The organism is Pseudomonas sp. TE24901, assembly GCF_054058375.1.
In genome coordinates, this window is record NZ_JBSSAF010000002.1 from 284,428 (window position 1) to 307,953 (window position 23,526).

Here is a 23,526-nt window from a genome sequence, read left to right on the forward strand (position 1 = left end):
ACATGAACGGCGCATCGCTTCGTCATCAGCCCCCACAAGCACCGAGCCGCAAGCCGGTGCCACGGGGTGCCAGCCGGATGGTGGCTAAAGGGCCGATGTCGGCGCGCCTGCCGAAAGCCAATTTTGGTTTCCTCAAGGCGCTGTTCTGGCCGGTGCTGCTGGTGGTGTTGGGCTTCGGAACCTACGAGGGCGCGCAGCGTCTGTTGCCGTATGCCGACCGGCCGATCACCAAGATCAGCGTGCAGGGCGACTTGAGCTATATCAGCCAGCAAGCGGTGCAGCAGCGCATCGGCCCGTACCTGGCGGCGAGCTTCTTCACCATCGACCTGGCCGGCATGCGCTCGGAACTGGAACAGATGCCGTGGATCGCCCACGCCGAAGTCCGTCGCGTATGGCCGGACCAGGTGACGATCCGCCTGGAAGAACAACTGCCCGTGGCCCGTTGGGGTGACGAAGCGCTGTTGAACAACCAGGGCCAGGCGTTCACCCCGCGTGAGCTGGCCAACTACGAGCACCTGCCGCAGCTGTTCGGGCCGCAGCGGGCGCAGCAGCAAGTGATGCAGCAGTACCAGGCCCTGAGCCAGATGCTGCGGCCACTGGGCTTCTCCATTGCACGCCTGGAACTGCGTGAACGGGGTAGCTGGTTTTTGACGACCGGGGCAGGCAGTTCCGGCCCGGGCATCCAGTTGTTGCTGGGACGCGACCGCTTGGTGGAAAAGATGCGCCGCTTCATTGCCATCTATGACAAGACCTTGAAAGAACAGATTACGAACATTGCGAGCGTCGACCTGCGTTACGCCAACGGCCTTGCCGTCGGCTGGCGTGAACCGGCTGCGCCCACGGCAGCGCAACCCGCTGTCGCGAAGAATTAAGAAGAGGCAGGACCCATGGCAAACGTGCAAAGCGGCAAAATGATCGTCGGTCTCGATATCGGCACCTCCAAGGTGGTGGCGCTGGTCGGCGAGGTCGGGGAAGACGGCACGATCGAAATCGTCGGTATTGGCACGCATCCGTCCCGGGGCCTGAAGAAGGGCGTGGTGGTGAACATCGAGTCCACCGTGCAATCGATCCAGCGCGCCATCGAAGAGGCGCAGCTGATGGCCGGTTGCCGGATCCACTCGGCGTTCGTCGGCGTGGCGGGCAACCATATCCGCAGCCTGAACTCCCACGGCATCGTGGCGATCCGCGACCGCGAAGTCAGCTCCGCCGACCTTGAGCGTGTCCTCGACGCTGCCCAGGCCGTGGCGATCCCGGCTGACCAGCGCGTGCTGCACACCCTGCCGCAGGACTACGTGATCGACAACCAGGAAGGCGTTCGCGAGCCCCTGGGCATGTCGGGCGTACGTCTGGAAGCCAAGGTCCACGTGGTGACCTGCGCCGTCAACGCCGCCCAGAACATTGAAAAATGCGTGCGCCGCTGCGGCCTGGAAATCGACGACATCATTCTGGAGCAGTTGGCCTCGGCCTACTCGGTACTGACTGACGACGAAAAAGAACTGGGCGTGTGCCTGGTGGACATCGGCGGCGGCACCACCGACATCGCGATCTTCACCGAGGGTGCGATCCGTCACACCGCCGTGATCCCGATTGCCGGCGACCAAGTGACCAACGACATCGCCATGGCGTTGCGCACACCGACCCAGTACGCCGAAGAAATCAAGATCCGCTACGCCTGCGCCCTGGCCAAGCTGGCCGGTGCCGGCGAGACCATCAAGGTGCCAAGCGTGGGCGACCGTCCACCGCGTGAGCTGTCGCGCCAGGCCCTGGCCGAAGTGGTCGAGCCACGCTACGACGAGCTGTTCACCCTGATCCAGGCTGAACTGCGCCGCAGCGGCTACGAAGATTTGATCCCGGCCGGCATCGTGCTGACCGGTGGTACCTCGAAGATGGAAGGCGCGGTCGAACTGGCCGAGGAAATCTTCCACATGCCGGTTCGCCTGGGCGTGCCCCATGGCGTCAAGGGCCTGGGCGACGTGGTGCGCAACCCGATTTATTCCACTGGCGTGGGCTTGCTGCTGTATGGGCTGCAAAAGCAGACCGACGGCATTTCCCTGTCGGGCCCGAGCATCCGTGACAGCTACCGCGGCGACGACGAAGCCAAGGCGCCGTTGTTCGAGCGTTTGCAGGCCTGGGTCAAGGGCAACTTCTAAGCGATTTACCGCAACACCGACACACCGCAGCACCGTTGTAAGCAGTAGGCGAAAAAACTAGAGAAATGAAAGGAGAGGGAACATGTTCGAACTCGTAGACAACATCCCCGCAAGCCCGGTCATCAAAGTGATCGGTGTCGGCGGTGGCGGCGGCAACGCTGTCAACCACATGGTCAAGAGCAACATTGAAGGCGTTGAATTCATCTGCGCCAACACTGATGCCCAGGCGCTGAAAAGCATCGGCGCGCGGACCATCCTGCAATTGGGCACCGCTGTGACCAAGGGCCTCGGCGCTGGCGCCAACCCGGAAGTCGGCCGTCAAGCCGCCCTGGAAGACCGCGAGCGTATTGCTGAAGTGCTGCAAGGCACCAACATGGTGTTCATCACCACGGGCATGGGCGGTGGTACCGGTACCGGTGCTGCGCCGATCATTGCCGAAGTGGCCAAGGAAATGGGCATTCTGACGGTTGCAGTCGTGACCCGTCCGTTCCCGTTCGAAGGCCGCAAGCGCATGCAGATCGCCGACGAAGGTATCCGTCTGCTGTCTGAAAGCGTCGACTCGTTGATCACCATCCCCAACGAGAAGCTGCTGACCATCCTGGGCAAGGACGCAAGCCTGCTGTCCGCGTTCGCCAAGGCTGACGATGTATTGGCCGGTGCCGTTCGCGGTATCTCCGACATCATCAAGCGCCCAGGCATGATCAACGTCGACTTTGCCGACGTCCGTACTGTCATGAGCGAAATGGGCATGGCCATGATGGGCACTGGTTGCGCCAGCGGTCCGAACCGTGCACGTGAAGCCACTGAAGCGGCCATCCGCAACCCGTTGCTCGAAGACGTGAACCTGCAAGGTGCACGCGGCATCCTGGTGAACATCACCGCCGGTCCTGACCTGTCCCTGGGTGAGTACTCCGACGTGGGTAGCATCATCGAAGCCTTTGCTTCCGAGCACGCCATGGTCAAAGTCGGCACCGTGATCGACCCGGACATGCGCGACGAGCTGCATGTGACCGTGGTTGCCACCGGCCTGGGTGCAAAAATCGAGAAGCCTGTGAAGGTCATCGACAACACCCTGCACAACAGCCAAGCCAGCCACGCGAGCCAATCGGCTGCCGCTCCAGCGCCTGCGCGCCAGGAACTGCCGTCGGTGAACTACCGTGACCTGGACCGTCCGACCGTGATGCGCAACCAGGCTCAGGCCGGTGCTGCGGCGTCCCGTAGCCCGAATCCGCAAGATGATCTGGACTATCTGGACATCCCGGCATTCTTGCGTCGTCAGGCCGATTAATGGAATGTATCAGGGCTATGAAGGTGATTGGTGTTCAGCAAAGGTCTGGTCTGCTATTATCGCCAGCCTTTGTTGATACCAGTTCGCAATTTGCGCTCAAGCGGTCCAAGCCATGATTAAACAACGCACCCTGAAGAATATTATCCGTGCCACAGGTGTAGGTCTGCACTCCGGGGAGAAGGTATACCTGACCCTCAAGCCTGCACCTGTCGACACCGGCATCGTGTTTGTTCGTGCCGACCTGGACCCTGTGGTGCAGATTCCTGCTCGCGCGGAAAACGTTGGCGAAACCACGATGTCGACCACATTGGTCAACGGTGACGTCAAAGTGGACACGGTGGAGCACTTGCTCTCGGCCATGGCTGGCCTGGGCATCGATAACGCCTACGTCGAGCTCTCCGCGTCCGAAGTCCCGATCATGGATGGCAGCGCTGGACCCTTCGTATTCTTGATTCAATCTGCCGGCCTGGAAGAACAGGACGCAGCCAAGAAGTTCATTCGCATTCTGCGGGAAGTGACAGTAGAAGACGGCGACAAGCGCGCCACCTTCGTCCCGTTCGAAGGCTTCAAAGTGAGCTTTGAGATCGATTTCGATCACCCGGTATTCCGTGACCGCACCCAAAGTGCAAGCGTGGATTTTTCCAGCACTTCGTTCGTAAAAGAAGTCAGCCGCGCCCGTACCTTTGGTTTCATGAGTGACATCGAGTACCTGCGCAAGCACAACCTCGCACTCGGCGGCAGCGTTGAAAACGCCATCGTGGTCGACGCGGATGGTGTACTGAACGAAGACGGCCTTCGCTATGAAGACGAATTCGTGAAGCACAAGATCCTCGATGCAATCGGTGACCTCTACCTGCTGGGCAATAGCCTGATAGGCGAGTTCAAAGGCTTCAAGTCGGGCCACGCCCTTAACAACCAGCTGCTGCGCAAGTTGATTGAGCAGACAGACGCTTGGGAAGTCGTGACCTTCGAAGATGCCAGCACCGCACCGATCTCTTACATGCGTCCCGTTGCGGCGGTGTAAGTAACAACTCTCTTTCTTTAGTTTTGAAAGGCCACCTTCGGGTGGCCTTTTTTTATGCCTGCGAGTTCGATTGCGCCGCAGTTCAAATGTGGGAGCTGGCTTGCCTGCGATGGCAGTGTTGAATCCAGCGTCGCCATCGCAGGCAAGCCAGCTCCCACAGTGATCGGGTTCACAGATTTTGTTGCGTAGCGGCATCCACGATCCGGTTGCGCCCCGTGTGCTTGGCCTCATACAACGCCTGGTCGGCACTCAACAACAGCGCCTCCAATGACACACGGCTGCGCTTGTTCCACGTGCTCATGCCAATGCTCACCGTGATCGGCGGCTCATCAACCGACAGCCGAGGCAGGCGCTCGACGCTGCAGCGAATATGCTCGGCAATCACCCAGGCGCCCTTGGCGTCGGTATGCGGCAGCACCACCGCGAATTCTTCCCCGCCGTAGCGCGCCGCCAAATCGGCAGGGCGGCGGATGTTATCGCCGATCACCTGGGCCACCCTGCGCAACGCTTCATCCCCGCCATGATGGCCATGACGATCGTTGAAGGCCTTGAAGTGATCCACATCGATCATCAGCAGGGTCAGCGGCTCGGTTGAGCGCTGTGCCCGGTCCCATTCCAGGCGCACGCGTTGATCAAGGGTGCGACGGTTCGCCAGGCCGGTCAGGGCGTCGGTGGCTGCCAGTTCTGACAGCACCTGTTCGGCGCGATGACGGCGGCGCAGTTCCTTGCTCAACATCCAGGTCAGCCACAACAGGCCTGCGCACAGCACCCCGGTGGCCAGGCTGATGAGCACGGCGGCACGCTTCCATTGGGCGAACACCTCATCGGTGGACAACGCCACGGCCACGATCAACGGCAAGGTGCCCACGGTGGAAAAGGTGTATAGCCGCTCCTGGCGGTCAACGCTGGACGTGCCCTGGAAGCTGCCGTCGCGCTCCTTAAGCATGCGTGCCACGTTCGGGCGCTGGCTGAGGTCCTTGTCGACCATGTCCAGCTCCAGCATCGGTTGCTGCGCCAGCAGGATGCCCTGGTGGTTGATCAGGTTGATGGTGCCGTTGCTGCCGATGTTCAGGCTGCTGAACAGCTGGTGGAAGTACGACAAGCGCATGGACGCCACCGCAACGCCCTGGAAGCGCCCGTCCGGCGACGAAATGCGCCGGCTGAATGCGATGCGCCATTGGTCATCGCAGATGCACCGCGCCATGAACGGGCGACTGATATACAACCCGATATCAGGTGCCTTGCGATGCACCTGGAAATAGTCACGGTCGGCAAAGTTGCCGGTCTTGGGCGTCAGCAACGAAGAGTCGGCAATCACTTCGCCATTGGCGTCCAGCAGCAGGATATCGCCCTTGTAGGGCGCAGCGGCGGAGCGATCAAACAGCACCAGGTGGCGGATGCTCGCCGAGACGCCTTGCAAGTCATTGCGCTCAGTGGCGGCGATCAACCCTTTGAGGGCCATGTCGTAGAGTTCGACGTTACGTAGCACATCGGCGTCGATCAATTGGGTGATGTTGTTGGCGGTGCGTTTGGCGCTCTGCAGGGTGTTGGCGTGTTCGCGGATCAGCAGGGCCGTCACGATCGCCATGATCAGCAGGACAGTGAGGACGCTGCCCACGATCAGCAGGCGTTCCGGGCGGCGTGTTGGGCGGGACAGGCTCGGGCTCATCGGGTGTACTTCTGCTGCAAGGATGCCCTTAGCGTAGCCCTTGAATTGCACTGTCGGGTATCGCCGATGAGCCCGTTCAGCAGGCGCCAGCCTCTGCCACCCGATTGCGCCCGCTGTGCTTGGCTTGGTACAGCGCCTGGTCGGCACTGAGCAACAGCGCCTCCAGCGGTTGGCGGTTGCGTTTGTGCCAGGTGCTCATGCCGATACTCACCGTGATCGGCCGTTCGGCGCCGGCCACCCAGGGCAAATGCTCGATGCTGCTGCGGATGTGTTCGGCAATGACCCGGGCGCCCTTGGCGTCGGTATCGGGCAGCACCACCGCAAACTCCTCGCCGCCATAGCGGGCAGCCAGGTCGGCGGGGCGACGGATATTGCTGCCGATCACCTGGGCCACCGTGCGCAGTGCCGCGTCGCCACCGTGATGACCATGGCGGTCATTGAACGCCTTGAAATGGTCCACGTCGATCATCAGCAGCGTCAGTGACTCGGTGGAGCGCTGTGCCCGCTCCCACTCCAGGCGCAGGCGCTGGTCCAGGGTGCGGCGGTTGGCCAGGCCGGTGAGGGCGTCGGTGGCCGCCAGTTCCGACAGCACCTCCTCGGCACGATGGCGACGGCGCAACTCCCGGCGCAACATCCAGGTCAGCCACAACAGGCCAATGCACAGCACGCCGGTGGCGCCGCTGGTCAGCAGCGCGGCGCGTTGCCAGGGCGCAAAGACGTCCTCGCTGGCCAGTGCCACCACCACGATCAAGGGCAACTCGCCGACGTTGCTGAACGTATACAGCCGCTCTGTACCCGAGAGCGACGAGATCGCCCGGAAACTACCTTCACCTTCGCGCAACATGCGTTTGAAGTTGGGCCGGTCACTCAGGTCCTTGTCGATCATGTCGCGTTCCAGCAGCGGTTGCTGGGCCAGGAGAATGCCGCGGGTGTTCAGCAGGTTCACCGAGCTGCCGTTGCCGATGGTGAGGCGGTTGAACAGTTGATCGAAGTACGCCAGGCGCATCGTCGCCACCGCGACCCCGGCAAATTCGCCATTGGGCCCCGACACTCGGCGGCTGAATGCAATGCGCCACACCTGATCGCAGTCGCAGCGGATCTTGAACGGGCGGCTGATGAACAGCCCCGCCGTGCTGTTGTTCTGGTGAGCCAGGAAGTAATCCCGGTTGGCGAAATTGCGCGGTGTCGGGTGCAGTGTCGAGGAGTCGGCGATGACCGCACCATTGGCATCCAGCAACAGCACTTCGCCCTTGAAGGGCGCGGCGGTGGATTGATCAAACTGCACAAGGTGCTGAATATCGGCTGACACATGCGCCAGGTCCTTGCGCGTGGCGGCGGCGATCAGCCCTTGTAGCGCCAGGTCGTAGAGCTCGACGTTGCGCAGCACATCGGCATTGATCAGCTGAGTAATGTTGGTGGTCGATCGCTTGGCGGCCAGCAGGGTGCTGGCATGTTCGCGGCTGAGCAGGGCGGCCACGATGATCACGATCAGGAGGACGGTGAAACCACTGCCCAGCATCAGCAACAGCTCTGAGCGGGAGGGCAGGTTACCAGTACGGGGTTGACTCATCGCGCAGACTTCAACGGAGTAGATGCTGGCAGTTTAGTGCTGCGCGATGAAAATTAAATGATTGGTTAACAGGAAATCAGAACACGTTGATCGGATAGTCCACGATCACCCGGTATTCATCCACGTCCCGATCCACCGCCGAGTAGCCCTTGCCACCCCGGTTGGTCGCCCATTGCAGGCGTACCGCCAGGTCCTTGGCCTTGCCACCCTGCACCACATATTTCAGGTCAATGTCCCGTTCCCAATGCTTGGCATCTTTGCCATCGGCGCTGTACCAGGCGCTGTAACCACGGCTATCGGGGTCGACTTTGGTCAGGTCGGTCTTGCCGCTGATGTAGGACACGGCAGACGTCAGGCCCGGCAGGCCAAGGCCGGCGAAGTCATAGGCGTACTTGAGTTTCCAGGAGCGCTCGTTGGGCCCGTTGAAGTCCGAGTACTGCTGGGAGTTGTCCAGATAGATGCTGTCGCCCTGGGTGATGTAGTCGAACGGTGTGTTGCCGTTCACCCGTTGGTAGGCGGCGGTAACGCTGTGGTTGCCCACGCCCACGGTGAAATGCAGGCTGTAGGTGTTGTTGTCGATCGCCCCCAGCAGCGATTGCCCGGTGTCCTGTGTGCGGTAGTAGTGCAGGCCCGGGTTGAGGCTGACCTGGTCGTTCAGGGCGTAGGTGTAGTCCAGGTCGTAGTAGTACTGGTGCCACACGTCCTTGAGTTCGGAGGCGTACAGGTTGCTGGTCAACCCTGGCACGCCGCTGAAGGACACGCCGGCCCAGTCCAGGTGCTGGCTGTCGGCGTGGTCGGGCAAGGCGCCGTAGCTGGTGCCGATGCGGCGATGACCGCTCTGGTTGTAGAGCTTGGTGAAACTGGCCTGGCCGCCTTCGAACATCCAGCCATCGAAACTGTGGTTGGCCAGGCTCACACCTCGGAACGTCTGCGGCAGCATGCGGGTCATGCCGCCGGCGATCACCGGGTTGTTGAGGAACAGGTCGCCGGCTTTCAATTCGCTATCAAACGCGCGCATTTTCAGCGTGCCGCCAGCGGTCGAGAACGACCCCGGGGCTTTGCCGTTGCCCGAGCCCACGGGCAGGATGCTGGAACCGTCGGTGCCGCCGCCGCCGTCCAGCTTGAGGCCAAGCATGGCGTGGGCGTCCAGGCCAAAGCCGACGGTGCCCTGGGTGTAGCCGGATTCGAAGGTGCCGAGAAAGCCCTGGCCCCATTCCTTGCTGTCATCGGTGTGGATGTCGCGACGGTCGCGGTTCATGTAGTAGTTGCGGGTGTTGATCGTGAGGTGGGCGCCTTCGACGAAACCGTCGGCGGGGGTGGTGTCTGCCGCGTGGGCAAGGGGGGTAATCGTTGCTGTAATTGCGAGGAATAACGGGGTGAACGTCAGCGAGTTCTTCACCGGTGGAGCTCCTTTGGGTCAATCGAAAACGGCCAATGTCGTGGGGGTGTGCCTGGCCTTTTTTACGGCAAAAAAAAGCCGCTGAAGTCAGCGGCTTTGAACAGATTCCCAGTGTAGAGCCCTGGAAATAAGTCGAGGGAAATTCGGGTAAGCGGGAAGCTGCCTTGCCGTCTCGCTCATCGGTGCGTCAAATTAACGCAGGTGAGCGGTGCGATACAGAGTGTAACAAGATAATGACTGTTGCCCAAATCGCAACAGTTAGAAACGTGGAGGGCTTACCTGATACACCGCAGCTCCCACATTTGGGCCAAGGTGTTTTGGGGCTATACGGGCAGGGTGATGCCAAAGGTATTGCCGCCGCCATCACTGCGCACAAACACATCCCCGCCATGCATCAATGCAATCGCCTTGACGATGGCCAGCCCCAAGCCGTGGTTGGCGCCACTGTTGCTGCGCGAGGCATCCACCCGGTAGAAGCGCTCGAACAGGCGTGGCAAATGCTCGCTGGCAATCTCGTCTCCCGGGTTGGTGACCCCGATTGCCACCTGATGGTCCTGCACTTCAATGTTCACCTCGATGACCCGCCCGGGCGCGGTGTGCTGCACCGCGTTGCTCAGCAGGTTGATCAAGGCGCGGCGCAGGTGGGCTTTTTCGATGTGGACCAAGGCATCCCCGCGCACCCTCACCTTGACCTGGGCGTCTTCGAGGATGAAGTCCAGGTAATCGAGGGTGGTTGCCACTTCATCGGCCAGGGAGCTTTCGATCAGCTTGGTGGCCTTGCTGCCCTGGTCGGCGCTGGCGAGGAACAGCATGTCGTTGATGATCGAGCGCAGCCGTTCCAGTTCTTCGAGGTTCGATTGCAGCACCTCGAAGTAGTGCTCGGCCGAGCGCCCACGGGTCAGCGCCACCTGGGTCTGGCCGATCAGGTTGGTCAGCGGCGAGCGCAGTTCGTGGGCCACGTCGGCATTGAATGACTCAAGGCGCGAGTAGGCTTGCTCCACGCGGTCAAGGGTGGAGTTGAACGAGTTGACGAACTGGCTCAATTCCGGCGGCAGCGGCGACAAGTGCAGGCGCCCGGACAGTTTGGGCGGGGCGAGTTTCTGCGCTTCATCCGAGAGCTTGCCCAGCGGCTTGAGGCCGATGCGCGAGACCCAGAAGCCCAGCAACGCCGCCAGCGCCACGCCGACACAGGCCAGGCCGATCAAGGCCATCAGCAGCTGGTGCTGGGTGGCGCGGAAGTTCTCGGTGTCGATGGCGATCATGAAGCGCAGGGGCGGGCGTTGTTCCTTGGCCGGGAACTGGCTCAACAGCACCTTGAACGGGTACTCGTGCCCGGGCAGACGCAGGTCGCGCTTGCCGGTCGGCCCTTCGGCGAAAGCGCGGATCTGGGCGTCGGGGTTGCCGTACTCGTACGTCGGGTCGCTGCTCACCACCCAGAAGCGGATGCGCTTGTCTTCTTCGCCGAGCAGCTTGAGCTTGGCGGTGATTTTCGCCCAATGGTCCGGCGTGCCGAAGCGGTTCACCGACGACTCCAGCACGCTGTAGCGTGCGTCCAGTTCGGCGCCCGGCAACAACCCCAGGCCACGGTCCACCTGCTGGTACAGCGCGCCGCCGATCAGCATGAAGATCAGCAGTGCCACCAGCGTGAACATACCGCTCAGGCGCAGGGCGATGGAGTTAGCCGACACTGCGGTTCTCCAGCACGTAGCCCATGCCACGGATGGTGTGCAGCAGTTTCTGTTCGAACGGCCCGTCGAGTTTGGCGCGCAGGCGCTTGATCGCCACTTCCACCACGTTGGCGTCACTGTCGAAATTGATGTCCCAGACCATTTCCGCGATGGCGGTCTTGGACAGGATCTCACCCTGGCGCCGTGCCAATACGCTGAGCAGCGAGAACTCCTTGGCCGTCAGATCCAGGCGCAGGCCGTTGCGGCTGGCCTTGCGGCTGATCAGGTCGATCCACAGGTCGGCGACCGTCACCTGCACCGGCTCATGGCCACCGCTGCGACGGGTCAACGCCTGCAGGCGCGCCACCAGTTCCAGGAACGAAAACGGTTTGCCCAGGTAGTCATCGGCGCCTTCGCGCAAGCCACGAATGCGATCTTCCACGCGCTCGCGGGCGGTGAGCATGATCACCGGCGTCTGCTTGCGCGCGCGCAAGGCTCGCAGCACACCGAAGCCATCGAGGCCCGGCAGCATCACATCGAGCACGATCACGGCGTAATCGTTCTCCAGCGCCAGGTGCAAGCCCTCGACACCTTCGCGGGCTACATCGACGGTGTAGCCTTGTTCTGTCAGGCCGCGGTGCAGGTAGTCCGCGGTTTTTTCTTCATCTTCAATAATCAGGACGCGCATGACACCGCCTCAGTGTGTGGTCGCCAACGCAGGCGCAGGTGTGGGCCGGTGGAAAAACTTCTCAAGGTACAAGTATATGACCGGTGTAGTGAACAGCGTCAGCGCCTGGCTCACCAGCAAGCCGCCGACCACCGCGATACCCAGTGGCTGGCGCAACTCGGCGCCGGCGCCGTAGCCGAGCATCAGTGGCAGGGCGCCGAGCAGGGCCGCCAGGGACGTCATGATGATAGGACGGAACCGTGTGATGCAGGCCTCGAAGATCGCATCCTGTGGGGTGAGCCCGCGTGTACGCTGGGCCTCCAGGGCGAAGTCGATCAACAGGATGCCGTTCTTCTTCACAATACCGATCAGCAGCACCAGGCCGATCAGCGCCATGATCGAAAAGTCCTGGCCCAGCAGCCACAACATGACCAGTGCACCCAGGCCCGCCGAGGGCAGGGTCGAGATGATGGTCAGCGGGTGCACAAAGCTCTCATACAGCACCCCCAGAATGATGTAGACCGCCACCAGCGCGGCGAGGATCAGCCACGGCTGGCTCGCCAGCGAACTCTGGAACGCCTGGGCGGCACCCTGGAAGTTGCCGATGATCGAGGTCGGCATGCCGATCTCGTTTTTCGCCTGGTTAAGCAGGATCACCGCATCGCCCAGGGCCACGCCGGGCGCCAGGTTGAACGACAGGTTGGCGGCCGGGAACATGCCATCGTGGCTGATGGACAACGGCCCGACCGTGGGTGCATCGACGCTGGCCAGTGCCGACAGTGGCACCATCTCATTGGTCAGGGGCGAGCGCAGGTAGAAGTAGTTCAGGCTTTCGGCCTTGCCGCGCTGGCGGGTGTCGAGTTCCAGCACCACCTGGTACTGGTTGATTTCGGTCTGGAACTCGTTGACCTGGCGTTGCCCGAAGGCATCGTACAGCGCCTGGTCGACGTCGGTGGCGGTCAGGCCGAAGCGTGCAGCCGCGCGGCGGTCGATGGTGATGTGGGTGATGCTGCCGCCCAGCTGCAGGTCGTTGGAAATATCGCGGAACGCCGGAATGGAGCGCAGTTTTTCGGTCAGGCGTTGGGTCCAGGTATTGAGCGTCGCGCCGTCGTTGCTCTTGAGCACGTATTGGTACTGGCTGCGGCTGGGGCCCGAGCTGAGGTTGATGTCCTGGCCGGCGCGCAGGTACAGGACAATCCCCGGTACTGCGGCCAACTTGGGCCGGATGCGGTCGATGAATTGGCTGGCGGACACGTCCCTGTCACCCCGGTCCACGAGGGAGATCCAGAAGCGGCCGTTGGCGATGGTCTGGTTGCTGCCGGTGACGCCGACGGAGTGGGAGAAGGCTCGCACGGCAGGGTCGGCCTTCATGATTTCGGCCAGTGCCTTGTGCTTGGCAACCATGTCCGGATACGACACGTCCGCTGCGGCTTCGCTGGTGCCGAGCACGAAACCGGTGTCCTGTACCGGGAAGAAACCCTTGGGGATAAACACGTAGCCGACCACGGCCAGGCCCAGGCTCAGCAGGAAAATACCTGCCATCGTGCGTTGATGGGCCAGGGCACGTCGCAGGTTTCTTTCGTATCCCGCCAGCAGGCGTTCACCAAAGCCGGGTTTGTCATGGGGCCGATGGTGGGGCGCCTTCATGAACAGCGCCGCCAGGGTCGGCGCAAGTGTCAGGGACACCACGACGGAAATCAGGATGGTCGAGGTGGCGGTCAAGGCGAACTCCTTGAACAGCCTGCCGACCACGCCGCCCATGAACAGCAGCGGGATAAACGCGGCCACCAACGACACGCTGATCGACACCACGGTAAAGCCAATCTCGCTGGCACCCTTGATCGCCGCCTCGCGCTTGTCCAGGCCGGTTTCGAGATGGCGATGGATGTTCTCCACCACCACGATCGCATCGTCCACCACAAACCCCACGGCCACCACGATGGCGACCAGGGTCAGGTTGTTCAGGCTGAAGCCCATCACGTACATCAGCGCAAAGCTGGCAATCAGCGACACGCCCAGCACGCAGGACACAATGATGGTGGCCGACCACTGGCGCAGGAAAATCGCCATCACCCCCACCACTAGCAGGATGGCGATCAGCAGGGTCATTTCCACTTCGTGCAGCGAGGCACGGATGGTGGTGGTGCGGTCCATCAGCACGCTGACCTGGACCGAGGCCGGCAGCATGGCTTCCAGGCGCGGCATTTCGGCTTGGATGCGTTCTACGGTCTCGACAATGTTGGCGCCGGGCTGGCGAGTAATCACCAGGTTGACGCCGGGAGTGTCAACCGCCCAGGCCTGGACGTAGGCGTTTTCCGAGCCATTGACCACCTTGGCCACATCCCGCAGTTGCACGGGGGCGCCGTTCTTGTAGGAGATGATCAGGTCGCCGTATTCATCCGGGTGAAACAGCTGGTCGTTGGTCGCCAGGGTCGACACGCTGTTCTTGCCGTACAGCGCGCCCTTGGCCAGGTTCAGGCTGGATTGCTGGATGGCCAGGCGAACGTCCGCCAGGGTCAGGCCGATGGCTGCGAGCTTGTCGGGCGAGGCCTGCACGCGGATCGCCGGGCGTTGCTGGCCGGTGATATTGATCTGGCCGACGCCGTCGACCTGGCTGAGCTGCCGGGCCAGCAGGGTTTCTACCAGGTCGCTCAACTCGGTACCGGGCATGTCATGGGAACTGACGCTGATGATCAGCACCGGGCTGTCTGCCGGGTTGACTTTGCGCCAGGTCGGCAGGCTCGGCATATCACTGGGCAGTTTGCCGGCCGCGGTGTTGATGGCGGCCTGAACCTCCTGCGCCGCCGTGTCGATGCTCTTGTCGAGGGTGAATTGCAGGGTCAGCAGGCTTGAGCCCAGGGCGCTGCTGGAGGTCATCTGGGTCATGCCGGGGATGGCACTGAATTGCACTTCCAGCGGCGTCGCCACGGAGGACGCCATGGTGTCGGGGCTGGCGCCGGGTAGCTGGGCGGTCACCTGGATCGTTGGGAATTCGGCTTCCGGCAGGGGGGCGATCGGCAGTCTGGGGAACGCGATCAGCCCCAACAGCACCAGGGCAAATGTCAGCAGCAGGGTGGCGACCGGGCGGTCGATGCACCAGGCGGAAACCGACCCCCGCGCCGTCATGGCTGCACCTTGGCGTCAGCGGTCTGGATCACCTGGGGTGGCTCCTTGAGAATCTCGATCTTGGCACCGGACTTGAGGCGCGACTGGCCATCACTGACCAGCACGTCACCGGCCTGGATGCCCTTGAGGATATTGAGTTCGCTGTCCTGGTACACCACCTGCACTGGCACGATGTCCACCTTGTCACCATTGACGCGATACACGAAGTGCGAGTCCAGGCCTCGCTGCACCACGGTCGGCGGCACGGCCAGGGCGTTGCGGTCGAGGGCGGTCTGGATCTTGATCGTCACCAGCTGGCCCGGCCATAGCTTCTGCGTGTTGTTACGGAACTCGGCTTTGGCGCGGATAGTGCCAGTGGTGCTGTTGATCTGGTTGTCGATCAGGCTCAGGCGGCCTTCGCCCAGCAGCTCACTGTGTTCACCTTCGGTATCGGCACCGAGAAAGGCGTCGACGCTGGCCGGGTGCTCGGCGGCGATCAGCCCCTGCAAGGTCTGCAGCATTTGCTGTGGCAGGGAAAACTCCACGGCGATGGGATCGATCTGGGTGACGGAGAACAACCCTTGGGTGTCGCTCATGCGAAGGAAGTTGCCCTCGTCCACCGTACGAATGCCGACGCGGCCTGTAACCGGGGAACGAATCTGTGTGTACGAAAGCTGAACCTGGGCCGAGTCGATCGCCGCCTGATTGCCTTGCGCCGTGGCTTTCAACTGGTTGACCAGGGCTTGTTGCTGGTCGTAGGTCTGTTTCGACACGCCGTCGTCGATGCTCAACTCCTTGTAGCGCTTGAGGTTGACCAATGCCACTTGCAACTGCGCCTGGCTCTCGCCCAACTGCGCCTTGGCCTGGTCGAGGCTGGCGCGGATCGAACGGTCGTCGATGGTTGCCAGCAGGTCGCCGGCCTTGACCAGTTGGCCTTCCTTGACCAGCAGTTTGGTGAGGATGCCGTCGATCTGCGGGCGGATCACCACGCTGTGCAGCGACAGCACCGAACCGATGCCGCTGACATAACGCGGCAGGTCCTGTTCGACCACGTTGATCACGCGCACCGGCACGGCCGTCGACGCCACCAGTTTGGTCTTGGCGGGCCGGGTGAACACCCAGGCTGCGATGACCACTATCACGAGGATGCCTGCGATCAAGGCGGTGTTGCGTCGAATAAGCATGCTGAGGGCGCCGGGACAGAAAGTGGGAGGATGAAGGCGTACTTATAGCCTGTGGACCCGGTCAACAAAGTGACCGCTATCTGACAGCGCTGTCAGTTAAGGTAGGACCATTCGTACAGGCGGTGGTTAAAGATTAGGGAGGCACAGGTATACTGCGCGCCAGTGGGGCCCGCAAGCCGGCCTCGCCTCCTTTTCTGCACGCCCCGGAGCTTCCATGACTTCCCCGACACACCCCCCTGTTGAAGCGGCCGACCTCGTCGATCCGGCCGACGCTCAAAGCGTTGAAAAAGCCGAGATCCCGGCGTTCAAGTTTCCGTTCAAGCCGGGGGAATTGGCCGGGGCCAAGCCTGCCGCGCAGCCTTGGTACAAGGGCGGTGCCAAGAACGGCCATACCAAGACCCCAGGCATGGCACCACCGGGTACACGTCGCTCGATGGGTAAACGCTGAGAGTAATGGGTCACACATTGCGTCGATTGTTGCCTACAGCGTTAGTCGACATTTCTGCTTGTAGGTCCGTCTCCATTTCTTGAAAGCTTGCGCAGCATTGGTCTCGCCCCGGTTGATGTCGACTGGGGCGGTTGCTGCCGTTTTTCAGGAAAAGGATGTTTCCGTGGTCTTGATACACATTTGTGTAGCGCTTGCCTTGTTACTCTCCGTTGATGCGGTCGCGGTCGTCGAGCAACCGCGCGAAGAAATCCGTTTCGGCGTTGCCGCACTCTTTCCCCCTTTCCAGAACCGTAACCCGCAAGGGCAGTTGGTCGGCTTGAACATCGAGTTGGGTAACGCCCTGTGCACGCAACTCAACGTGCGATGTACCTGGGTCGACCAGCGGGTCGTCGAGGACTTTTCCTCCCTGGAAGCCCGGCAATTCGACGCGATCATGGGCATTGCGCCGACGCCGAAACGGCGCCAATGGGTGAGTTTCACCGACAACCTCTATCCCTTCACCACCCGCCTGGTTGCCCGCAGAACGTCAGGCCTGAGGCCGACTGCGCGTTCCCTGCGCGGCAAGCGCGTAGGGGTGTTGCTGGGCAGTAATCGTGAAGCCTTTGCGCGTTCGCAGTGGGAGCCGCAAGGTGTGCTGATCAAAAGTTTCTGGCTTAACCAGGAGTTGGTCCGCAGCCTGGTTGCCGGTGATATCGACGCCACGTTGCAAGGCTCGGTGGAGATCCGCGAGGCGCTGCTCGACACGGCCGACGGCGAGGGGTTCGACTTTCTTGGTCCCGCCGTTTCGGCTGACCTGCTCGGTGACGGCGTATCGATCGCCCTGCGCAAGACCGACACCGCGTTGCGCAACCAACTCAACCGCGCGCTGGAGCAACTGAGGCAGAGCGGCGAATACCAGCGCATCCTGCAGCCCTATCGGCTTGATGCTCCGTTTGCCATGCAGTGATGGCTAATTAATTGCGCGGAACATGAGCTGGATCAATCTTTGCCCTTTCGGTGCGCTTAGAGTCGACGCCCTGCCGACTCCTCCAATAATTACGAGCGCGCTTATCCATGAAGATCAATCTGCCGGTCACCGGTCGAAATGTGGACTTTGCCCCTGACGCCAACATCCTTTCGACCACCGACCTGACAGGCGCGATTACCTACGCCAACGGGGACTTCATCGACGTTTGTGGCTATAGCCGCGAGGAACTGCTCGGTTCACCCCACCATCTGTTGCGTCATCCGGATATGCCGGCCGCTGCGTTTGCGCACATGTGGCGCACCCTGAAGAGCGGACGGTCGTGGATGGGCATGGTGAAGAACCGTTGCAAGAACGGCGACCATTATTGGGTCAGTGCCTACGCCACACCGGTGACACGCGAGGGTAAGGCGGTGGAGTACCAGTCGGTGCGTACCAAGCCCGACACGCGCCGGGTGGTGGCAGCGGAGCGCGCGTATGCGCAGTTACGGGCGGGCAAGCGCCGCAGACTGCCGGCGTTCGGCATGGGGGCGAAGTTATCGGCTTGGGTGATTGGCACCAGTGGTATGACCTGGGCATTGGGTTTGGTCACCTATTCCCTCGCTTGGCAACTGCTGGCCTTGGTGGCGGGGTGTGCGGTGGGGGCTGCGGGGGTCAAGGTGATCATGCGCCCTCTCGCACAGTTGAATCGGCGGGCGCGGCTGATTGCAGACAACCCCCTGAGCCAGGCGATCTACACCGGGCGCAGCGACGAGTGCGGGCAGATCGAGTTCGCCTTGCAGATGCTCGAAGCCCAGGTGGGCGCGGTAGTGGGGCGCATCGGTGATGCGTCGTTGCGTTTGTCCGGGCATGCGGCGCAACTGGTGGCGCATTTGGACAGCAGCCAGGCCAGCAGCCAGGGCCAGCAGGCCCAGACCGACCAAGTGGCGGCGGCGATCCACCAGATGGCCGCCAGCGTTGCCGAAGTCGCCAACCATGCGCTGGAGGCCTCCAAGGCCGCCGACCAGGCCGGCAGTGAAACCCGTGAAGGTCACCAGCGCGTCGATGAGAGCCGCGATGCGGTGCTGCGCCTGTCCGATGAGCTGGCGCGCGCGACACAGGTGATCCATCAACTGGAAAGCCACAGCGGTGAAATCAGCGGCGTACTGGAGGTGATCCGCGCGATTGCCGAGCAGACCAACCTGCTGGCTCTCAACGCCGCCATTGAGGCTGCGCGCGCGGGTGAACAGGGGCGGGGTTTTGCCGTGGTCGCCGATGAAGTACGCGGCCTGGCCCAGCGCACCCAGCAATCCACCAACGAAATCCAGCGCATGATCAGCACCCTGCAAAGCGGCGCGCGCGATGCCGTGCAAGCCATGGCCCACAGCAGCGAACATGTCGAGGCCAGTGTCCAGCAGGCGCAGCGGGCCGCGGCGGCGCTGGACGGTATCAGCCAGCGTGTCACTCAAATTACCGCCATGAGCCAGCAGATCGCCGCAGCGGTGGAAGAACAGAGCGCGGTCAGCGAAGACATCAATCGCAATATTGTCGGCATCCGCAATGCCGGTGAGGCCACCGTCAGCGCTGGCCGGCAAAGCCAGCTCAGTTCTGGCGATGTGGCGACGCTGGCCGACGACTTGCGCCAGCTGGCGCAGGAGTTCTGGGGCAAGCGGCACTGATCTGGGTTGGCGTTGAATGTGCTGGCCTCATCGCGGGCAAGCCCGCTCCCACATTTTGGAATGCGGTTCCCCGTGGGAGCGGGCTTGCCCGCGATGAGGCCAGTCGGCCTTACGCAGCCCTCAACGAAATAAACGCATAGTTGGCCGGCACCTCGGTGGCAATCTGCGCGCCGGCATCCAGCAACTGTTCGGCGATGTCCATCCCCGACACATGGAACACCCACTCGTTTGACACGGCGGGCTGGTCAACGGCCAAGGCGATCGCCTGGGCAAAGGCATGCATGTCCGGCAGGTAGGCAGTAAACCCGTCGCCCTTGAGCGCCGTGGTGCGAATGCCCAGCAAGGCGCAGACGGCTTCCTTGGTTTGCACGTCATCACGGTCGGCCTGGCGTGAACGGCGAATCAGTTCGGCTAATTCCTGATCCATCAGTTCGCCGCCAACGATCAGCGCCGGCCCTTGCTCCCAGGATTCGGGCGGGCAGTCCTTGGCGGCCGGGTTCAATGGAATGTGCGGATTGATCTCCATCGGGTAGATACGGCACACCAATGGCCGGCGCTCGTAGATGCGGCAACGGTCGTCTTCGTCAAGATTCCGGCAGCGCCCGGCGTTGTAAGCGGCAAAGGTGATTGCCACAAACGCCTCGGTATTGCCGCTGGGCACCACCACCGAACGACGCTCGGCGTGTTCGCGTTGGGCCTGCGGCAGGCCCAGGCCATTGCCCAGGAAACCCTCCACCAGAACAATGACGTTTCCGCCGTCAGCCGCCCACTGCCGGGCTTCGTCGAGGGTCAGGGGCACGTGATGGTCGGTGCAGCATTTGCCGCAACCCACGCAGGAAAAGTGAGTATTCATGGAGGATCTGTCACCAGGCAAGGTCAGAGGGCACTCTCGAACGGCGGCGGGTTTTTACCTCTATCCGCCGTTCAGGCTCTCTGGAAGCAAGTTGTGCGCCAGTGCCTATCAGTGGTCTTGCACGACATCGCGCAGGACAAACCGCATGCCCGCACTTTCGTACAACTGCCGGGCACGCCCGTTGCTCTCCAGCACCTTGAGGTCCACGTAGGGTTCGCCCCGTTGCTTGAACACGTGGAAGGTGTGCAGCAACAAGGCCCGACCCAGCCCCTGGCCCTGGGCGCAGGGGTGTACGGACAGGTTCTTGATAAAGGCGCTGGTCCAGCACTGGGCCACGCCAAGGATGCCATCGCGGTTACTGGCCACCAGGCACAGGCTGGGGTCGAACTCGGCATCGGTGGTGAACTGCTGGCGCCATTCCTCCAGACTGGCCACGCGGCCGCCGCCTTGCGCCTGGGTCATGCTCAACACGGCATGAATTGCCGGGGCCAGTTCATCGCGGTAATGGTCCAGCTGTGTACCCGCCGGCCATTGCGGCGCAGGCAGGCTGCCGAGGAGGTCGCGGCGTAGCAGCTGGAAGTATTCGGCCAAGGCTTACAGGCCCTTTTGTGCCACGGTCTGGGCCGCGACCACCAGGCACTTGGTCAACTCGGGCGAGGAGAACTTGGTCAGCACCGCGTCGGCACCGGCCAGGCGGGCTTTCTCGCTGTTCATCGCGCTGTCCAGGGAGGTGTGCAACAGCACATAGAGGTCCTTGAAATCCGGGGTTTCGCGCAGGGTACGGGTGAGGGCATAGCCGTCCATTTCAGACATCTCGATGTCCGACACCACCACGTTGATCTGCTCCACCGTGCCTTGCAGCTCCAGCAGCACATCAATGGCTTCCTTGGCGCTGCGGGCGGTGTGGCAGGTCAGGCCGAGGTTGCGCAGGGTGTGCACCGATTGCTGCAGGGCGACCTGGCTGTCGTCCACCACCAAAATCCGCGCATTGCCCAGCACTTCGGCCTCTTCCATGGTCAGGTCGGTGGGCGCCGCTTCGATCGGTGCCGGCGCTATGCCGTGGATGACTTTCTCGATATCCAGCACCTGCACCAGCCCGCCTTCCACCTGGGTGACCCCGGTGATGAACGCACGGTTGCCGCCGGAACCATAGGGCGGCGGGCGAATGTCGGTGGTCAGACAGTGCACGATCTTGCTCACCGCCTGCACATGCAGGCCCTGCTTGGAGCGACTCACGTCGGTGACGATCAGGCAGCCGCCGTCGGGGTCTTGCAGGGGCATTTCCCCCAGGGCACGGCTCAGGTCAATCACCGACAGCGAGGCGCCGCGCAGGGTGGCGATGCCTTTGACGTGCGGGTGGGATTCCGGCAGCCGGGTCAGGGGCGGGCAGGGGATGATTTCGCTGACTTTCAGCAGGTTGATCGCCATCAGCTTGCCGCTGCGCAAGGTAAAGAGCAGAAGCGAGAGTGAATCTGCGCGGGCTTTGGTGGTGGACATAAAAACCTTCTGTGGATCAGGGATGACGATCTATACAGAGTTATCGACCCGCACGCCAAAAACTGTAGACGTTACCTGTGGCGAGGGAGCTTGCTCCCGCTGGGCTGCGAAGCGGCCCTAAAAGCTTAGGAGCGCTCCGCACTCCAGCGCGAGCAAGCTCGCTCGCCACAACAAGCCGGGCTCCTACAGGTTAAGGGGAGCAATCGGGGCTGCTGAATCAGCCCTTCCAGACTTGCGGGTTCACCAGATCCTGCGGGCGCTCGCCCAGCAAGGCACTGCGCAGGTTGGCGAGGGCGCGGTTGGCCATGGCTTCGCGGGTTTCGTTCGTCGCTGAGCCGATATGCGGCAGGGTCACCGCGTTGCTCAGTTGGAACAGCGGCGACTCCGCCAACGGCTCCTGCTCGTACACATCCAGCCCGGCGCCACGGATGCGCTGGGTCTGCAAGGCTTCGATCAACGCCGGTTCATCAACCACCGGGCCACGGGAAATGTTGATCAGGATCGCACTGGACTTCATCAAGCCCAGCTCGCGGGTGCTGATCAGGTGACGGGTCTTGTCACTCAACGGCACCACCAGGCACACGAAATCCGACTCGGCCAGCAGTTGGTCCAGGCTACGGTACTGGGCGCCCAACTCCTGTTCCAGCGCGGTCTTGCGGCTGTTGCCGCTGTACAGGATCGGCATGTTGAAGCCCAGGCGCCCACGTCGGGCCACGGCTGCGCCGATATTGCCCATGCCGACGATGCCCAGGGTCTTGCCGTGCACATCGCAGCCAAACAGCGGTGCGCCGACGCTGGCTTTCCATTGGCCGGCCTTAGTCCAGGCGTCCAGCTCGGCTACCCGACGCGCGCTGCTCATCAGCAGGGCGAAGGCCAGGTCAGCAGTGCTTTCAGTGAGCACGTCGGGGGTGTTGGTGAGCATGATCCCGCGCTCGTTGAAGTAGGGCACGTCGTAGTTGTCGTAGCCCACCGACACGCTGGACACCACCTCCAGCTTGCTTGCACCTTCCAACTGCGCGCGACCCAGCTTGCGGCCCACACCGATCAAGCCGTGGGCATGGGGCAGGGCTTCATTGAATTGAGCGTTGATGTCCCCGCGCTTGGGGTCGGGCACGATCACCTCGAATTCCTGTTGCAGGCGTTCGATCATTGGCGGGGTGATACGGCTGAAGGCGAGGACAGTCTTTTTCATTGCAGGCGGGCTCATCGACTACGGGAGAATGCCAAGCACGCTAACATTCTTATCCAAAGTTGTCAGGACACCACCGAACCAATGTGAACACTGCTCAAAATGTGGGAGCGGGCTTGCTCGCGAAGACGGAGTGTCAGTCAATACATCTTTGTCTGATACACCGCTTTCGCGAGCAAGCCCGCTCCCACATTTGATCTTTATTGACGGTTAGAGATCAGGTGGCCATGCGCACGCCGCCCAGGCCGCCGCTCAGTTCATAGGCGGCCAACTCCGCCTGGTGCGCGGCGAGGATTTCCGGCAGCGAACCGCGCAGGTATTCCACCCAGGTCTTGATCTTCGCATCCAGGTATTGGCGTGACGGGTAGATGGCGTACAGGTTCAGTTCCTGCGAGCGGTAGGTCGGCATCACCCGTACCAGCGTGCCGTTACGCAAACCTTCGATGGCCGCGTACACCGGCAACAGGCCGACGCCCATGCCGCTGGTGATCGCGGTTTTCATCGCATCGGCCGAGTTCACCAGGAACGGCGAGGTGTTGATCGCCACGCTTTCCTGGCCTTCGGGGCCGTTGAAGGTCCATTTGTCCAACTGGATCACCGGGCTCACCAGGCGCAGGCAGGCGTGGTTGAGCAGGTCCTGCGGACGTTGCGCACAGCCTTTGGCCTTGACGTAGTCCGGCGAGGCGCAGGCGATGCTGTAGGTAATACCCAGGCGCTGGGACACAAACCCCGAGTCCGGCAGTTCGCTGGCCAGCACGATGGACACGTCGTAGCCCTCGTCGAGCAGGTCCGGCACGCGGTTGGCCAGGGTCAGGTCGAAGGTCACGTCCGGGTGGGTGCGGCGGTAGCGGGCAATGGCGTCGATGACGAAATGTTGGCCGATACCGGTCATGGTGTGGACTTTCAACTGCCCGGCCGGGCGCGCGTGGGCGTCGCTGGCTTCGGCCTCGGCTTCTTCGACGTAGGCCAGGATCTGCTCGCAGCGCAGCAGGTAGCGCTTGCCGGCTTCGGTCAGCGCAATACGGCGGGTGGTGCGGTTGAGCAAGCGGGTTTGCAGGTGGGCCTCAAGGTTGGAGACCGCGCGCGAGACGTTGGCCGTGGTGGTGTCCAGTTGCACGGCGGCGGCGGTGAAGCTGCCGGCTTCGGCCACGCAACTGAAGGCGCGCATGTTTTGCAAAGTGTCCATGGAGTGTT

General features: G+C 62.3%; 19 protein-coding genes. 7 read left to right on the plus strand and 12 right to left on the minus strand.

Features of this window, described 5'->3' with window-relative positions:
* Positions 1 to 2: 2 nt before the first annotated feature.
* From ACVWVP_RS05035 to lpxC, 4 genes are all read left to right on the plus strand, one after another.
* Entirely contained in the window at positions 3 to 872 is an 870-nt protein-coding gene (locus ACVWVP_RS05035) for a cell division protein FtsQ/DivIB (RefSeq protein ID WP_457404566.1), read from the plus strand.
* 15 nt (positions 873 to 887) lie between these two features.
* Positions 888 to 2,150 carry a cell division protein FtsA gene (ftsA, locus tag ACVWVP_RS05040; RefSeq protein WP_178922770.1) on the plus strand — a complete coding sequence of 421 codons (1,263 nt, stop codon included), beginning with the start codon at positions 888 to 890 and terminating at the stop codon, positions 2,148 to 2,150.
* A gap of 82 nt (positions 2,151 to 2,232) precedes the next feature.
* Complete coding sequence (ftsZ, locus tag ACVWVP_RS05045) at positions 2,233 to 3,438, plus strand: cell division protein FtsZ (RefSeq protein ID WP_178922772.1); 1,206 nt, start codon at positions 2,233 to 2,235, stop codon at positions 3,436 to 3,438.
* 112 nt (positions 3,439 to 3,550) lie between these two features.
* Positions 3,551 to 4,462 (plus strand): UDP-3-O-acyl-N-acetylglucosamine deacetylase, encoded by a 912-nt coding sequence (lpxC, locus tag ACVWVP_RS05050; protein ID WP_003171886.1) that lies wholly within the window; start codon positions 3,551 to 3,553, stop codon positions 4,460 to 4,462.
* Positions 4,463 to 4,631: 169 nt separating this feature from the next.
* Here the strand turns inward: lpxC and ACVWVP_RS05055 are convergent, their stop codons facing one another.
* The 7 genes from ACVWVP_RS05055 to ACVWVP_RS05085 all read right to left on the minus strand — a co-directional run bounded on the left by ACVWVP_RS05055 (position 4,632) and on the right by ACVWVP_RS05085 (position 15,723).
* Positions 4,632 to 6,131 carry a sensor domain-containing diguanylate cyclase gene (locus ACVWVP_RS05055; protein ID WP_259171930.1) on the minus strand — a complete coding sequence of 500 codons (1,500 nt, stop codon included), beginning with the start codon at positions 6,129 to 6,131 and terminating at the stop codon, positions 4,632 to 4,634.
* A gap of 76 nt (positions 6,132 to 6,207) precedes the next feature.
* Entirely contained in the window at positions 6,208 to 7,701 is a 1,494-nt protein-coding gene (locus tag ACVWVP_RS05060) for a sensor domain-containing diguanylate cyclase (protein ID WP_178922776.1), read from the minus strand.
* A 76-nt stretch (positions 7,702 to 7,777) separates the two neighbouring features.
* Positions 7,778 to 9,100 carry an OprD family porin gene (locus ACVWVP_RS05065; RefSeq protein WP_178922778.1) on the minus strand — a complete coding sequence of 441 codons (1,323 nt, stop codon included), beginning with the start codon at positions 9,098 to 9,100 and terminating at the stop codon, positions 7,778 to 7,780.
* A gap of 323 nt (positions 9,101 to 9,423) precedes the next feature.
* Positions 9,424 to 10,788 (minus strand): heavy metal sensor histidine kinase, encoded by a 1,365-nt coding sequence (locus ACVWVP_RS05070; protein ID WP_457404570.1) that lies wholly within the window; start codon positions 10,786 to 10,788, stop codon positions 9,424 to 9,426.
* Positions 10,778 to 11,455, minus strand: coding sequence for a heavy metal response regulator transcription factor (locus ACVWVP_RS05075; protein ID WP_064450771.1), 678 nt, complete (start codon positions 11,453 to 11,455; stop codon positions 10,778 to 10,780). Before ACVWVP_RS05075 ends, ACVWVP_RS05070 begins: the two co-directional genes overlap by 11 nt.
* A 9-nt stretch (positions 11,456 to 11,464) precedes the next feature.
* Complete coding sequence (locus tag ACVWVP_RS05080) at positions 11,465 to 14,560, minus strand: multidrug efflux RND transporter permease subunit (protein WP_457404571.1); 3,096 nt, start codon at positions 14,558 to 14,560, stop codon at positions 11,465 to 11,467.
* Complete coding sequence (locus ACVWVP_RS05085; protein ID WP_457404573.1) at positions 14,557 to 15,723, minus strand: efflux RND transporter periplasmic adaptor subunit; 1,167 nt, start codon at positions 15,721 to 15,723, stop codon at positions 14,557 to 14,559. Before ACVWVP_RS05085 ends, ACVWVP_RS05080 begins: the two co-directional genes overlap by 4 nt.
* 214 nt (positions 15,724 to 15,937) lie before the next feature.
* On the opposite strand from ACVWVP_RS05085, the gene ACVWVP_RS05090 reads away from it, so the two are divergent.
* From ACVWVP_RS05090 to ACVWVP_RS05100, 3 genes are all read left to right on the plus strand, one after another.
* On the plus strand, positions 15,938 to 16,171 hold the full coding sequence (locus ACVWVP_RS05090; RefSeq protein ID WP_178922786.1) for a hypothetical protein: 234 nt from the start codon (positions 15,938 to 15,940) through the stop codon (positions 16,169 to 16,171).
* A 163-nt stretch (positions 16,172 to 16,334) separates the two neighbouring features.
* Entirely contained in the window at positions 16,335 to 17,117 is a 783-nt protein-coding gene (locus ACVWVP_RS05095) for a transporter substrate-binding domain-containing protein (protein ID WP_178922788.1), read from the plus strand.
* A gap of 107 nt (positions 17,118 to 17,224) precedes the next feature.
* Complete coding sequence (locus ACVWVP_RS05100; RefSeq protein WP_457404575.1) at positions 17,225 to 18,793, plus strand: methyl-accepting chemotaxis protein; 1,569 nt, start codon at positions 17,225 to 17,227, stop codon at positions 18,791 to 18,793.
* Positions 18,794 to 18,902: 109 nt separating this feature from the next.
* On the opposite strand, the gene ACVWVP_RS05105 is transcribed toward ACVWVP_RS05100, so the two are convergent.
* From ACVWVP_RS05105 to ACVWVP_RS05125, 5 genes are all read right to left on the minus strand, one after another.
* Complete coding sequence (locus ACVWVP_RS05105; protein WP_178922792.1) at positions 18,903 to 19,646, minus strand: YkgJ family cysteine cluster protein; 744 nt, start codon at positions 19,644 to 19,646, stop codon at positions 18,903 to 18,905.
* A gap of 108 nt (positions 19,647 to 19,754) precedes the next feature.
* Positions 19,755 to 20,237 (minus strand): GNAT family N-acetyltransferase, encoded by a 483-nt coding sequence (locus ACVWVP_RS05110; protein WP_457404577.1) that lies wholly within the window; start codon positions 20,235 to 20,237, stop codon positions 19,755 to 19,757.
* Positions 20,238 to 20,240: 3 nt separating this feature from the next.
* A complete protein-coding gene (locus ACVWVP_RS05115) occupies positions 20,241 to 21,143 on the minus strand; it encodes a chemotaxis protein CheV (RefSeq protein ID WP_176995018.1) in 903 nt (300 codons plus the stop codon).
* Positions 21,144 to 21,360: 217 nt separating this feature from the next.
* Positions 21,361 to 22,335, minus strand: coding sequence for a 2-hydroxyacid dehydrogenase (locus ACVWVP_RS05120; RefSeq protein ID WP_178922796.1), 975 nt, complete (start codon positions 22,333 to 22,335; stop codon positions 21,361 to 21,363).
* Positions 22,336 to 22,549: 214 nt separating this feature from the next.
* A complete protein-coding gene (locus ACVWVP_RS05125; RefSeq protein ID WP_176995016.1) occupies positions 22,550 to 23,518 on the minus strand; it encodes a LysR family transcriptional regulator in 969 nt (322 codons plus the stop codon).
* Positions 23,519 to 23,526: the final 8 nt, after the last annotated feature.

What these genes read in the sequence shown, in the direction of transcription:
- ACVWVP_RS05035 (WP_457404566.1), top strand. Translation starts at nt 3, where the DNA reads ATGAACGGCGCATCGCTTCGTCATCAGCCCCCACAAGCACCGAGCCGC.
- ftsA (WP_178922770.1), top strand. Translation starts at nt 888, where the DNA reads ATGGCAAACGTGCAAAGCGGCAAAATGATCGTCGGTCTCGATATCGGC.
- ftsZ (WP_178922772.1), top strand. Translation starts at nt 2,233, where the DNA reads ATGTTCGAACTCGTAGACAACATCCCCGCAAGCCCGGTCATCAAAGTG.
- lpxC (WP_003171886.1), top strand. Translation starts at nt 3,551, where the DNA reads ATGATTAAACAACGCACCCTGAAGAATATTATCCGTGCCACAGGTGTA.
- ACVWVP_RS05055 (WP_259171930.1), bottom strand. Translation starts at nt 6,131, where the DNA reads ATGAGCCCGAGCCTGTCCCGCCCAACACGCCGCCCGGAACGCCTGCTG.
- ACVWVP_RS05060 (WP_178922776.1), bottom strand. Translation starts at nt 7,701, where the DNA reads ATGAGTCAACCCCGTACTGGTAACCTGCCCTCCCGCTCAGAGCTGTTG.
- ACVWVP_RS05075 (WP_064450771.1), bottom strand. Translation starts at nt 11,455, where the DNA reads ATGCGCGTCCTGATTATTGAAGATGAAGAAAAAACCGCGGACTACCTG.
- ACVWVP_RS05080 (WP_457404571.1), bottom strand. Translation starts at nt 14,560, where the DNA reads ATGACGGCGCGGGGGTCGGTTTCCGCCTGGTGCATCGACCGCCCGGTC.
- ACVWVP_RS05085 (WP_457404573.1), bottom strand. Translation starts at nt 15,723, where the DNA reads ATGCTTATTCGACGCAACACCGCCTTGATCGCAGGCATCCTCGTGATA.
- ACVWVP_RS05090 (WP_178922786.1), top strand. Translation starts at nt 15,938, where the DNA reads ATGACTTCCCCGACACACCCCCCTGTTGAAGCGGCCGACCTCGTCGAT.
- ACVWVP_RS05100 (WP_457404575.1), top strand. Translation starts at nt 17,225, where the DNA reads ATGAAGATCAATCTGCCGGTCACCGGTCGAAATGTGGACTTTGCCCCT.
- ACVWVP_RS05105 (WP_178922792.1), bottom strand. Translation starts at nt 19,646, where the DNA reads ATGAATACTCACTTTTCCTGCGTGGGTTGCGGCAAATGCTGCACCGAC.
- ACVWVP_RS05115 (WP_176995018.1), bottom strand. Translation starts at nt 21,143, where the DNA reads ATGTCCACCACCAAAGCCCGCGCAGATTCACTCTCGCTTCTGCTCTTT.
- ACVWVP_RS05120 (WP_178922796.1), bottom strand. Translation starts at nt 22,335, where the DNA reads ATGAAAAAGACTGTCCTCGCCTTCAGCCGTATCACCCCGCCAATGATC.
- ACVWVP_RS05125 (WP_176995016.1), bottom strand. Translation starts at nt 23,518, where the DNA reads ATGGACACTTTGCAAAACATGCGCGCCTTCAGTTGCGTGGCCGAAGCC.